The sequence below is a fragment of the Kytococcus aerolatus genome (genome assembly GCF_900187395.1).
Classification (GTDB): Bacteria; Actinomycetota; Actinomycetes; order Actinomycetales; family Dermatophilaceae; genus Kytococcus; species Kytococcus aerolatus.
This window is the reverse complement of sequence record NZ_FYEZ01000003.1, coordinates 231,948-244,125: the sequence shown is the minus strand read 5'-3', so window position 1 is coordinate 244,125 and position 12,178 is coordinate 231,948. Positions and strand designations below refer to the sequence as shown.

10 protein-coding genes are annotated in these 12,178 nt (G+C 71.8%); 9 read left to right on the top strand and 1 reads right to left on the bottom strand.

Annotated features, from left to right (window positions below):
- Window positions 1-8 precede the first annotated feature (8 nt).
- The 8 genes from CFT82_RS10460 (at window position 9) to CFT82_RS10425 (ending at window position 10,380) form a co-directional block, all read left to right on the top strand.
- Complete coding sequence (locus tag CFT82_RS10460; protein ID WP_088819075.1) at window positions 9-641, top strand: DUF4126 domain-containing protein; 633 nt, start codon at window positions 9-11, stop codon at window positions 639-641.
- A 46-nt stretch (window positions 642-687) separates the two neighbouring features.
- Window positions 688-2,493 (top strand): methionine--tRNA ligase, encoded by a 1,806-nt coding sequence (metG, locus tag CFT82_RS10455; RefSeq protein WP_088819073.1) that lies wholly within the window; start codon window positions 688-690, stop codon window positions 2,491-2,493.
- Window positions 2,490-3,383, top strand: coding sequence for a TatD family hydrolase (locus CFT82_RS10450; protein WP_088819072.1), 894 nt, complete (start codon window positions 2,490-2,492; stop codon window positions 3,381-3,383). The genes metG and CFT82_RS10450 overlap by 4 nt, the downstream gene beginning before the upstream one ends.
- An 82-nt stretch (window positions 3,384-3,465) precedes the next feature.
- Window positions 3,466-4,953, top strand: coding sequence for a peptide MFS transporter (locus tag CFT82_RS10445; protein WP_088819070.1), 1,488 nt, complete (start codon window positions 3,466-3,468; stop codon window positions 4,951-4,953).
- A gap of 110 nt (window positions 4,954-5,063) precedes the next feature.
- On the top strand, window positions 5,064-5,954 hold the full coding sequence (rsmA, locus tag CFT82_RS10440) for a 16S rRNA (adenine(1518)-N(6)/adenine(1519)-N(6))-dimethyltransferase RsmA (protein WP_088819068.1): 891 nt from the start codon (window positions 5,064-5,066) through the stop codon (window positions 5,952-5,954).
- A 38-nt stretch (window positions 5,955-5,992) separates the two neighbouring features.
- The gene (locus CFT82_RS10435; protein ID WP_088819066.1) at window positions 5,993-6,970 is read left to right on the top strand and encodes a 4-(cytidine 5'-diphospho)-2-C-methyl-D-erythritol kinase; all 978 of its coding nucleotides are present in this window, start codon (window positions 5,993-5,995) and stop codon (window positions 6,968-6,970) included.
- 65 nt (window positions 6,971-7,035) lie between these two features.
- Window positions 7,036-8,907: an ABC-F family ATP-binding cassette domain-containing protein gene (locus CFT82_RS10430; protein ID WP_407656034.1), complete on the top strand. Its 1,872-nt coding sequence runs from the start codon at window positions 7,036-7,038 to the stop codon at window positions 8,905-8,907.
- A gap of 123 nt (window positions 8,908-9,030) precedes the next feature.
- Window positions 9,031-10,380, top strand: coding sequence for an FAD-dependent oxidoreductase (locus CFT82_RS10425; RefSeq protein ID WP_088819063.1), 1,350 nt, complete (start codon window positions 9,031-9,033; stop codon window positions 10,378-10,380).
- Between the two features lie 82 nt (window positions 10,381-10,462).
- On the opposite strand, the gene CFT82_RS10420 is transcribed toward CFT82_RS10425, so the two are convergent.
- Window positions 10,463-10,969 carry a hypothetical protein gene (locus CFT82_RS10420; RefSeq protein WP_088819062.1) on the bottom strand — a complete coding sequence of 169 codons (507 nt, stop codon included), beginning with the start codon at window positions 10,967-10,969 and terminating at the stop codon, window positions 10,463-10,465.
- Window positions 10,970-11,129: 160 nt separating this feature from the next.
- Here CFT82_RS10420 and ppk2 point away from each other — a divergent pair, with 160 nt between their 5' ends.
- The gene (ppk2, locus tag CFT82_RS10415) at window positions 11,130-12,173 is read left to right on the top strand and encodes a polyphosphate kinase 2 (protein WP_234994404.1); all 1,044 of its coding nucleotides are present in this window, start codon (window positions 11,130-11,132) and stop codon (window positions 12,171-12,173) included.
- Window positions 12,174-12,178: the final 5 nt, after the last annotated feature.

Here is a 12,178-nt window from a genome sequence, read left to right as displayed (position 1 = left end):
GAGTGCCCGTGCTCGCTGCCCTGACTGGCCTCGGTCTCTCGGCCGCAGCCGGCCTCAACGCCTACGTCCCCTTCCTCATCGTCGCGCTCTTCGCCCGGTACACCGATCTGGTGCGCCTGCCGGCGGATTTCGCGTGGATCGAGTCCTGGTGGGCCATCGGTGGGGCGGGGCTGCTCCTGATCCTCGAGGTGACGGTGGACAAGGTGGCCGTCGTCGACCACCTCAACGACGCCGTCGGCACCTTCGTCCGCCCGATGACCGGGGGGCTGATCTTCGCGGCCACCTCGGCGGCGGAGAGCATCGACAACTCGGCGTGGATGGCCGAGCACCCCTGGGTGGGGGTCATCGCCGGCATCATCGTGGCCGGCCTGGTGCACTCGGGGAAGGCCTCTGCCCGGCCGATGGTGAACACCGCCACCCTGGGGACCGGGACGCCGGTGGTGTCGGCGGCCGAGGACGTGGCGGCGATCTCGCTGAGCCTGGTGGCCGTGATGGCGCCGCTCTTCGTGCTCGTGGCCCTGCTGGTGCTGCTGTGGGTGGCCTGGTGGGCCTGGCGGCGCTACCGCCGCATGCGGGACCGCCGGGAGGATCTCGCCGTGCCCGCCCGGGACGAACGGCTGGTCACCCGCCGGGTGCTCTGAGCCCGTGCGGGGCCGGGGCGAGGGTGCGCCTCGTAGAATCCCGTGCATGAGCCGAGTCCTTGCCGCCGTCGCCTGGCCGTACGCCAACGGCCCCCGCCACCTGGGTCACGTCGCGGGCTTCGGTGTCCCCTCCGACGTGTACTGCCGCTACATGCGCCTGCGGGGCCACGAGGTGCTCATGGTCTCGGGCAGCGACGAGCACGGCACGCCGATCCTCGTGCAGGCCGATGCCGCCGGGATGAGCGCGCAGGAGTTCGTCGACGTCCAGCACCGGGGCATCTGCGAGGACCTCGCCGCGCTGGGGCTCTCCTACGACCTCTTCACCCGCACCACCACCGCCAACCACCACGAGGTGGTGCGGCAGATGTTCACCGCGGTCCACGCGAACGGCTACTTCGTGGAGCAGACCCAGCTGGGGGCCATCAGCCCGTCGACGGGGCGCACCCTGCCCGACCGCTACATCGAGGGCACCTGCCCGTTGTGCGGCGCCACCGACGCCCGCGGCGACCAGTGCGACAGCTGCGGCAACCAGCTCGACCCGGCCGACCTGGTCGACCCCCGGAGCAAGATCAACGGGGAGACCCCCGAGTTCGTCGAGACCAACCACTTCCTGCTCGACCTGCCGGCCCTGGCCGAGGCGCTCTCCGAGTGGCTCGACGGCCGGGAGGCCTCCGGGGCCTGGCGCCCGAATGTCATCGCCTTCTCGCGGAACATCCTCTCCGAGATCCGGCCGCGGGCGATGACCCGCGACATCGACTGGGGCATCAAGGTGCCGCTGCCGGACTGGGAGGACGCCCCGAAGCGCCTCTACGTCTGGTTCGACGCGGTGATCGGCTACCTGTCGGCTTCCATCGAGTGGGCCCGCCGCTCGGGCGACCCGGAGGCCTGGCGCCGCTGGTGGAACGACCCGGAGACGATCAGCTCGTACTTCATGGGCAAGGACAACATCGTCTTCCACTCGCAGATCTGGCCGGCCGAGCTCCTGGCCCACAACGGGCAGGGCAGCAAGGGCGGCGAGGTGGGCCCGTACGGGGAGCTCGTCCTGCCGACCACCGTGGTGAGCTCGGAGTTCATGACCCTGGAGGGCCGGCAGTTCTCCACCTCCCGCGGCCACGTGATCCTCGTGCGCGAGGTCCTGGAGCGCCAGCAGGCCGACGCGATCCGCTACTACCTCTCGGCCGTCGCCCCGGAGACCTCCGACGCCGACTTCTCGTGGGAGGAGTTCGCCCGCCGCACCAACGGCGAGCTGGTGGCCGGCTGGGGCAACCTGGTCAACCGCACCGCCTCGATGATCGCGAAGAGCTTCGGCGAGGTGCCCGCCCCCGGGGAGCTGCAGGAGGTGGACACCGCCCTGCTGGAGCAGGTCCGCGGCGGCTTCGAGACCGTCGGCGGGCTGCTGGAGCGCTTCCGCAACCGGCAGGCCCTCGCCGAGGCGATGCGCCTGGTGGGCGAGGCCAACGCCTACATCTCCACCACCGAGCCCTTCAAGCTCAAGGGGGAGGACCAGCGCGAGCGCCTGGCCACCGTGCTGTGGACCTGCGCGCAGGCGGTCACCGACCTGAACACCCTGCTCTCGCCCTTCCTGCCCAATGCCGCCAACGACGTGGAGCGGGCGCTGGGCGGGGAGCTTCTCGTCGCCCCGATGCCGCGGGTGGAGGAGGTCACCGACCTCGACGACGGCCGGCCGTACCCGGTCATCACCGGGGACTACGCCGCCGACGTCAGCTGGGCGCCGCGCGAGGTGGTGGTCGGTGCCCCGGTGGCGAAGCCGACCCCGATCTTCCGCAAGCTCGACGACGAGGCGATCGCCCGGGAGCGCTCCCTCACGACCGCCGGGGGTGACACCGAGTGAGCGAGCTCCCCACGACCGGCGACCGGCCCGCCCAGCCCTCGACCCCGCGGCGCACCGACCCGCCCCCGCTGCCCGACCCGCTGCCGCTGCCGGTGGTCGACAACCACACGCACGTCGACATCGAGCGCGACGGGGTGGTGATGGGGGACGGCGCCGGGGTGCAGGGTGTCATCGAGGCCGCTCGGACGGTCGGGGTCGACCGGCTCGTGCAGATCGGGTGCGATCGCGAGTCCGCCCGGGTGACCGCCGAGGTCGTCACCCGCCACCCGGAGGTCCTCGGGGGCGTGGCCCTGCACCCCAACGAAGTGCCCGTGCTCGCCGAGCGCGGGGAGCTCGAGGAGGCGCTGGCCGAGATCGACGGCCTGCTGCGCGGCGAGCGCATCCGGGTGGTGGGGGAGACCGGGCTCGACCACTTCCGCACCGACGAGTCGGGGCGGGGCGTGCAGGAGGACAGCTTCCGCTGGCACATCGCCAAGGCGAAGGAGCTCGGCAAGGCCCTGCAGATCCACGACCGGGACGCCCACGACGACGTGCTGCGCGTCCTCGCCGAGGAGGGTGCCCCGGAGAGGACGGTGATGCACTGCTTCAGCGGGGACATCACGATGGCGCGCGAGTGCGTCGAGCGCGGCTACCTGCTGAGCTTCTCCGGCACGGTCACCTTCAAGAACGCCCATGCCCTGCGGGACGCCCTGGCGGTGGTGCCCCTGGAGAACCTGCTCGTGGAGACCGACGCGCCCTATCTCACCCCCCACCCGCACCGCGGGGCGCCGAACGCGCCCTATCTCATCCCGCTGACGGTGCGGGTCATGGCGAGCACGCTGAACGTCTCGGTGCCCGAGCTCTGCACGGCGCTGTCCGAGAACTCCGAGCGGGCCTACGGCCCCTGGTGAGGCCCCGGATCACTTCCGGCAGCTGAGAAACACGCCAGCGTTCTTCTTGGTGAGTGCCGCTCCGAGTGGAAATCTGTGCGTCATGTCGAACATCACCGCCGCACCTCCCGATCGGGAGGCATCCCCCGGGCACCCGGACGAACGCACCTTCATGGGGCAGCCCGGCGTCTTGGCCAATCTCTTCAACGTCGAGCTGTGGGAGCGCTTCAGCTTCTACGGCATGCAGGTCGTGCTCATGCTCTACCTGTACTTCGAGACCTCCGAGGGCGGCCTCGGCCTCGGAGAGGGGACGGCGGCCGGCATCATCGGTGCCTACGGCGCGAGCGTGTACCTGTTCACGATCATCGGCGGGCTGGTCGCCGACCGTCTGATCGGCCCGGAGCGGACCCTGTTCTTCTCCGCGATCCTCATCATGTGCGGCCACCTCGCCCTGGCCCTCCTGCCCGGCCTGCTGGGTGTGGGGATCGGTCTGGTGCTGGTCGCGATCGGGTCCGGTGGTCTGAAGGCCAACGCCACCACCCTCGTCGGCGAGCTCTACAGCAAGGAGGACGACCGCCGCGACGCGGGCTTCTCCATCTTCTACATGGGGGTGAACATCGGCGGCCTCCTGGGCCCCCTGCTCACCGGTTGGGCCCGCCAGGAGTGGGGCTTCCACCTCGCCTTCGGCCTGGCGGCGGTCGGCATGCTCATCGGCCTCCTCCAGTACTGGAGGGGTCGGGGGCGCCTCCCGGAGTCGGTCCACCACGTGCCCAACCCCCTTCCTGCGAGCCAGCGCGGTCGCTGGGTGCTCGCCGCCCTGGCCGCCCTGGCCCTGATCGCGGCGCTCATCGGCTTCAGGGTCGTCACCCTGGAGAACGTGGACACCACGCTCACGGTCTTCGTCGTCATCGCCTCGGTCGTCTACTTCGCCGTCATGATCACCAGCAAGCAGGTCACCGAGGTCGAGCGCTCGCGGGTCTGGGCCTTCGTGCCCCTCTTCCTCGCCTCGGCGGCCTTCTGGTCGCTCTTCCAGCAGCAGTTCACCGTCCTGGCCGTCTACAGTGACAAGCGGCTGAACCGTGACCTGTTCGGCTGGGAGGTCCCCATCGAGTGGGTCAACTCGATCAACCCGGTCTTCATCATCCTGTTCGCGCCGCTGTTCGCCGCCCTGTGGACCAAGCTGGCCCGCCGGCAGCCGCCGACGCCCGTGAAGTTCGCCCTCGGCGTCATCCTCTGCGGCATCGCCTTCCTGCTGTTCATCCCGCTGGCCGGCTCGGGGGCGAACTCGGTGCCGGTGGTGGCGATCGTCGGCATCCTGTTCGTGATGACCATGGGCGAGCTGATGCTCAGCCCGGTCGGCTCCTCGGTGACCACCAAGCTGGCGCCGGAGGCCTTCCAGACCCAGATGGTGGCGCTGTACTTCCTGTCCGTCGCCCTGGGCACGGCGATGTCCGGCCTGCTGGCGCAGTTCTACAGCGCGGAGGGCGAGCGCATGTACTTCGGCGTCCTGGGTGCGGTCGCCCTCGGCATCGGTGCGCTGCTGCTGCTCGTGGCCAAGCCGGTCCTCTCGCTGATGCGGGGGGTGCGCTGAGCCCTGACCCCTCGGGAGAGCCCCACGAGCCCCCGTCCGGTGTGCTGCGCCGGGCGGGGGCTCGTGCGTGGGGCGGGCCCGTGGTGCCCGGGGCGGGGCAGAATGAGCCCATGCCCGAGACCACCCCTGCACCCCCCGAGGCCCCGGACGGGGGCCTGCTCGGCCCGGTCCAGATCCGAGAGCTCGCCGACCGGCTCGGCGTGAGCCCCACGAAGCAGTGGGGGCAGAACTTCGTCATCGACAAGGGCACGGTGCGCCGCATCGTGCGGGCCTCCGGAGTCGGTGCGGGGGACGCGGTGGTGGAGGTCGGGCCGGGGCTCGGCTCGCTGACCCTGGCCCTGCTCCCGGTCGTCGACCACCTGACGGTCGTGGAGATCGACCCCCGCCTGGCCGAGGCACTGCCCGGCACGGTGGAGGCGATGGCGCCCCAGCACGCGACGCGGCTCGAGGTCGTGCACTCCGACGCGCTGCAGGTCACCGAGCTGCCCGGTCCGGCGCCGACCGCCCTGGTGGCCAACCTGCCCTACAACGTGGCCGTGCCGGTGGTGCTCACGCTGCTCGAGCGCTTCCCCAGCCTGCGCACCGTGCTCGTCATGGTGCAGCTGGAGGTCGCCGAGCGGATGTCCGCCCCGCCCGGCTCGAAGGTCTACGGGGTGCCCAGCGTGAAGTGTGCCTGGTACGGGCCCACCCGGTTGGCCGGGCGCATCGGGCGGAACGTCTTCTGGCCGGCGCCCAACGTGGACTCCGGGCTGGTCCGGATCGACGTGGAGCCCCGCGACGAGGCCGCGCTGGGTGCCCGCCGCGAGGAGGTCTTCGCCGCCGTGGACGCTGCCTTCGCCCAGCGCCGCAAGACGCTCCGGGCCGCGCTCGCCGGGTGGGCGGGTTCCGCGCCGGCCGCCGAGGAGGCGCTCGTGGCGGCCGGGATCGACCCGCGCACCCGGGGGGAGGCCCTCGACGTCGACGGCTTCATCCGGTTGGCGGCTGCCCGCCGCTCCGCCTGAGACCCCACGCCCGGCGCGAGCGGCCTAGGGTGAGGACCATGAGTCGGACCGACGCCCCCCGCGCCGCCACCGTGCGCGTGCCCGCCAAGGTGAACCTCGCGCTGCGGGTGGGGCCCCCGGACCCGGACTCGGGATACCACCCGCTGGCCACCGTCTTCCACGCCGTGGACCTCTGCGACGAGGTGACCGTGCGCCGCGCGCGCAGCACCTCCCTCCAGGTGACGGGCCCCTTCCGGGAGGGTGTCCCGGCCGACCCCACGAATCTCGCCTGGCGGGCCGCCGAGCTCCTGCGGGAGAACTACGCCCGGACCTGCGGGGTGCGGCGCCCGTCGCCGGTGGCGATCACCCTGGAGAAGAACATCCCCGTCGCCGGGGGCATGGCCGGGGGGTCGGCCGACGCCGCCGGGGTGCTCCTGGCGGCCAACGAGCTGTGGGGCGAGGAGCTCACGCCGCTGGACCTGCAGGACGTCGCCGCGGAGCTCGGGGCGGACGTGCCCTTCGGCCTGATGGGTGGCAACGCCCTGGGCCTGGGGCGTGGCGACGAGCTCTCCACCGTCCTCTCTCAGGGGGAGCTCCACTGGGTGTTCTGCGTGGCCACCGCGGGCCTGCGCACCCCGGACGTGTACCGCGAGCTCGACCGGCAGCTGGGCTGGGACGGGCCGCCCACCCCGGAGACCTCGGCCGCCCGGACGGCGGCTCCGGAGCCGCCGCAGGAGCTCCTCCAGGCCCTGCGCACCGGGGACCCGCACGAGATCGCCCGCCACCTGGAGAACGACCTGCAGGCGCCGGCGCTCGCCCTCCAGCCCGGGCTGCAGGCGACGCTGGACGCCGGCCGGGAGGTCGGGGCGGTCACCGGCCTCGTCTCCGGGTCCGGCCCCACCGTCGCCCTGCTCTGCGAGAGCCGCGAGCACGCCATCGACGTCTCGGTCGGCATGGCGGCGCTGCGCCCGGAGATCCAAGTGTTCACCGCGACCGGACCGGCCCCCGGCGCGCGGGTGGTCGACACCCGGCACTGAGCGACCCGCCGGTCGAGGGCCCCGCGCGCCGGGCGGTCCGGCGTGCGCGCCGTAGGGTGGCGCCCGTGAATCCCCCCGCCAACCTCCTGAACGCCGAGGCGCTGCACCTCGTGTACGGCACCCGCACCCTGCTCGACCAGGTCACCCTCGGTCTCAACGACGGCGACCGCATCGGCGTGGTGGGCCGCAACGGTGGGGGCAAGTCGACCCTGCTCAAGGTGCTCGCGGGACTGGCCGAGCCGGACTCCGGGCGGGTGGTGCGCTCCCGGGGGGCGACGGTCGGCATGCTGCGCCAGCGCGACGACCTCGCCCCCGACGCGACCGTCCGCGACGTCGTGCTGCCCGGACTGGCCGAGCACGAGTGGGCGGCCGACGCGCGCGTCCGCGGCGTCCTTACCGGGTTGCTGGGTGGCCTCGACGCGGAGGGCCTCGGGGGGCTGGACACGCCCGTGGCCGGCATGTCTGGTGGTGAGCGGCGGCGGATGGCGCTGGCGGCCCTGCTCGTGGAGGACCCGGACGTCGTCCTCCTCGACGAGCCCACCAACCACCTCGACGTGGAGGGCGTGGCCTGGCTCGCCGAGCACCTCCGCCAGAACCGCCGCTCCGGGCAGGCCCTCGTGGTGGTCACCCACGACCGCTGGTTCCTCGACGCGGTCGTCGACCAGACCTGGGAGGTCGTCGAGGGGCAGGTGCACCAGTACGAGGGCGGGTACGCGGCCTTCGTCCAGGCCCGCGCCGAGCGCGCCCGGGTGGAGCAGGCCACCGAGGAGAAGCGGCAGAACATCCTGCGCAAGGAGCTCGCCTGGCTGCGGCGTGGGGCGCCGGCCCGCACGAGCAAGCCGAAGTTCCGCATCGAGGCCGCCGACGCGCTCATCGCGGGCGAGCCCGAGCCGCGGGACGAGGTGGCGCTCGCGCGCTTCGCGACCACCCGGCTGGGCAAGGACGTCTACGACCTGGTCAACGCCACCGTCCGTGTGCCCCCGGGGGCGCCGGAGGACGAGCAGACCACCCTGCTGGCCGGTGTGACCTGGCGCCTCGGGCCGGGGGACCGGTTCGGCATCGTCGGGGTGAACGGGGCCGGGAAGTCCACCCTGCTGCGGGTCCTCCTGGAGCAGGTGCCGCTGGCCGGTGGCAAGCTCAAGGTGGGGCGGACCGTGCAGCCGGCGATCCTCAGCCAGGACCTCCGGGAGCTCGACGAGGTGGAGGGGATGACCGTCATCGACGCGCTGACGACGGTGCGCTCCTACACGGTGCTCGATGGTAAGGAGGTCTCCGCCAGCTCGCTGGCCAAGCGGCTGGGCTTCTCCGGGCAGCGGCAGCAGTCCCTGGTCAGCGAGCTCTCCGGCGGCGAGCGGCGCCGGCTGCAGTTCGTGCGGCTGCTGCTCGACGAGCCGAACGTGCTCATGCTCGACGAGCCCACCAACGACCTCGACATCGAGACCCTCACCTCGATGGAGGACGTGCTCGACGGGTGGGCCGGCACGCTGCTGGTGGTGAGCCACGACCGCTACCTGCTGGAGCGGATGGCCAACCGGCAGGTGGCGCTCCTGGGCGACGGGCGGATCCGCGACCTGCCCGGCGGGGTCGAGCAGTACCTCGAGCTGCGCCGCGAGCTGCGCGACGCGGGGCGGGGCACGGGGCGCGGCGGGCGGGACCTGGCCGCGGACGAGCCCGCCAGCGCTGCCCCGGCCGGTGGCTCCACGGGTGCCTCGGGGCTCTCCGCGGCCGAGGAGCGCCAGCTCACCAAGGCCATGTCCCGCGCCGAGAAGCAGATGGAGAAGGCCACCGCGGAGCTGGAGAGGGTGCACGCCGAGATGGCCGAGGCCGCCACCGACCCCGAGCGCCTGGCCACCCTGGGCACCCGCGAGGCGCAGCTGCGGGAGCAGCACGACGCCGCCGAGGCCGAGTGGCTGGAGGCGGCCGAGCAGCTCGGCTGAGCCGGGTCCCCGGGGAGGGTGGCCCGTGCCGGGCGCGACCCTCCCGCGTTGGTAAGGTTGACCTTGCCCATTCGGGCTCCGGGGTCCTCCCGTCGAGCCCGTGCACTCGAGCGAGAGGTCCCCATGCGCCCTGTGAAGGTTGCCGTCATCGGAGCCGGCCCCGCCGGCATCTACGCCGCGGACATCCTCACCAAGGAGCACGAGCAGGCGACCGTCGACGTCTTCGACCGCCTGCCCACCCCCTACGGCCTGGTGCGCTACGGCGTCGCCCCGGACCACCCGCGCATCAAGGAGATCATCAAGGCCCTGCGGCGGGTGCTCGACGCCGAGCGGATCCGCTTCGTGGGCAACGTGGACTTCGGGACCGACGTGACCTTCGAGCAGCTCCGGCGCCACTACGACGCGGTGATCGTCGCCACCGGCGCGATGGCCGACCGCCCGCTGGACATCCCGGGCATCGACAAGCAGGGCTCGCACGGCGCGGCCGAGTTCGTGAGCTGGTACGACGGCCACCCCGACGTGCCCCGCGAGTGGCCGCTGGAGGCCGAGTCGGTGGCTGTCATCGGCGCCGGCAACGTGGCCCTGGACGTGGCACGCATGCTGGCCAAGCCGGCCGACGAGCAGCTCACCACCGAGATCCCGCAGAACGTCTACGAGGGGCTGAGGGCCAACCGGGCGAAGGACATCCACGTCTTCGCCCGCCGCGGCCCGGCGCACCTGAAGTTCTCCCCGATGGAGTTCCGCGAGCTCTCGCACTCGCCGAGCGTCGACGTGGTCATGACCGAGGAGGGCTTCGAGATCGACGACGCCGGCCAGGAGGCCATCCAGAAGGCGAAGTCGACCAAGCTCGTGGTGGACACCCTGCTGAAGTACCTGGAGAAGGAGCCCACCGGGGCGCCGCACCGCATCCACCTGCACCTCATGCAGGCCCCCGTCGAGGTGCTGGGGGACGACTCGGTGACCGGCCTGCGCACCGAGGTGATGCAGTACAACGGCGACGGCACCGTCTCCGGCACCGGCGAGTTCCGCGATTGGGACGTGCAGGCGGTCTACCGCGCCGTCGGCTACCTGAGCAGCGAGCTGCCCGGCCTGCCCTTTGACCACACCACCGGGACCATCCCGCACGAGGCCGGCCGCGTCCTGGAGGGTGGCGCGCCCAAGCAGGGTGCCTACGTGACCGGGTGGATCAAGCGCGGACCGGTGGGCCTCATCGGGCACACGAAGTCCGACGCGAAGGAGACCATCGAGTCGCTGCTGGCGGACGTGGACACGCTGCCGCCGGCCCCGGCGGAGCCGGACGACCTGCTCGACGCCCTCCGCGCGGAGGGCGTGGAGCTCACGCTGCTGGAGAACTGGAACGCGCTGGACGCCCATGAGCGGGCGCTCGGCGAGGCAGCTGGCCGCGAGCGCATCAAGGTCGTGAGTCGCGAGGACATGCTCGCCGCCGGCCGCGGGGGGGCCCCGGGCGCTTGAGGGGCACGACCGCAGCGGCACAGCAGGGGGCCAACCCCTGGTGGAGTTGGCCCCCTGCGGTGTTGGCTTCAGTCGGTGGTGGTCACCAGGGCTCCATGGTGTTGTTCCAGCCGTTGTCCTTCACGAGCGTCTCGTCTCGGATGTTCGCCGTCTGGTTGTAGTTGTAGGCGATCCCCGAGGGAGCGGTGTAGGAGCTCTGGCAGGAGGAGACCCAGTTGAACATCTGCGAGCTCGGGATGCGGAAGGTCGTGCCGGTCGCGGTGGCACTGCAGCTGAAGGAGCTGGTGTAGGCGCGGTAGAGCAGCCCGTTTCGTACCTGCGTGTTGCCCGTGGCGGTGGGACGGGACCAGCAGGACGAGGAGCCGCCAGCCGGGTACCAGACGGTCCCGGCGTCCGTCGGCAGCCAGAAGGTCATGGCGATGTTCGTGATCGGCTCGCCCGGCTTGGTGTTCTGGATCGTGAAGTGCGAGTTGTAGTCCTGACCGCTGATGCTGTACTGCCGGCGGCCTCCGCACTGGGAGGTGGTGGCCACCTGGAAGGTGGTGAGGCTGGTGAGACCCAGCGGGGGCTCGGGCTCGGAGGCGGCCACTGCCGGGGTGGCGGTCGTGGTGAAAATTCAGTGGTTCGTGAAATGCGCTGGTGGTCTTCTCTTGCGATGAGTGCAGGCGCCCTCCGGTGGGGCTTCCCGTTGGCCGGGGTGGGTGCCGCCTAGGATGGGGGGTCCGCACCCATCGACCCGGGGAGGCCACATGGCCACGAGCAAGTCCACCAGCCAGAGCGGCAAGAAGTCCCAGAGCAAGGATGCGGGGAGCAAGGTCAAGGACGCCGACAAGACGGCCCTCGAGGCGGCCGTCGCCGACCCGGCCCAGGTGCCGATCCTCGTGGACCCCTCGAACCCGGACCCGGAGATCGCCGAGCGGCTCGAGGACCTGAAGGCCTCGCTCAAGGCGCAGGGCACCCCGGTGGGGCCCAGCTCGTGGCGCTTCGGGTACCCGTACGACAAGAAGATGAAGCGGGCGGAGTACGAGCAGATCAAGCACGACCTGCAGATCGAGCTGCTCAAGATGCAGCACCACATCAAGCGCAACGGTGACAAGATCGCCATCCTCTTCGAGGGTCGCGACGCCGCCGGCAAGGGTGGTTCCATCAAGCGCTTCACCGAGCACCTCAACCCGCGTGGTGCCCGTGTGGTCGCCCTCGAGAAGCCGACCGAGCGCGAGGAGTCCCAGTGGTACTTCCAGCGCTACGTCCCGCACCTGCCCAGCGGCGGTGAGATCGTCTTCTTCGACCGCTCCTGGTACAACCGGGCCGGCGTCGAGCGCGTCATGGGCTACTGCACCCCGTCGCAGTACCAGGAGTTCATGCGCTCCGCCCCCGAGTTCGAGCGCATGCTCGTGAACTCCGGCGTCCACCTGTTCAAGTTCTGGTTCTCCGTGGGCCGCTCCGAGCAGGCCTTCCGCTTCACCAAGCGCCACACCGACCCGGTGCGCCACTGGAAGCTCAGCCCCACCGACGTGGCCTCCCTGGACAAGTGGGACGCGTACACCGAGGCCAAGGAGGCGATGTTCTTCTACACCGACACCGGTGACGCCCCGTGGACCGTCATCCGCAGCAACGACAAGAAGCGCGCCCGCCTGGAGGCCATGCGCGCCGTCCTGTCGAAGATCGACTACCCGATGAAGGACGAGTCCGTCGTGGGGACCCCCGACCCGAACATCGTCCTCCCGGCCAAGGAGGCCGTGGACGACGGCGAGACCGCCAACGACCCGGGCCGCTTCCCCCAGGTCCGCTGACCCGG

Coding starts and splice junctions, on each gene's coding strand:
- rsmA (WP_088819068.1), top strand. CDS start 5,064: ATGCCCGAGACCACCCCTGCACCCCCCGAGGCCCCGGACGGGGGCCTG.
- CFT82_RS10435 (WP_088819066.1), top strand. CDS start 5,993: ATGAGTCGGACCGACGCCCCCCGCGCCGCCACCGTGCGCGTGCCCGCC.
- metG (WP_088819073.1), top strand. CDS start 688: ATGAGCCGAGTCCTTGCCGCCGTCGCCTGGCCGTACGCCAACGGCCCC.
- ppk2 (WP_234994404.1), top strand. CDS start 11,130: ATGGCCACGAGCAAGTCCACCAGCCAGAGCGGCAAGAAGTCCCAGAGC.
- CFT82_RS10425 (WP_088819063.1), top strand. CDS start 9,031: ATGCGCCCTGTGAAGGTTGCCGTCATCGGAGCCGGCCCCGCCGGCATC.
- CFT82_RS10445 (WP_088819070.1), top strand. CDS start 3,466: ATGTCGAACATCACCGCCGCACCTCCCGATCGGGAGGCATCCCCCGGG.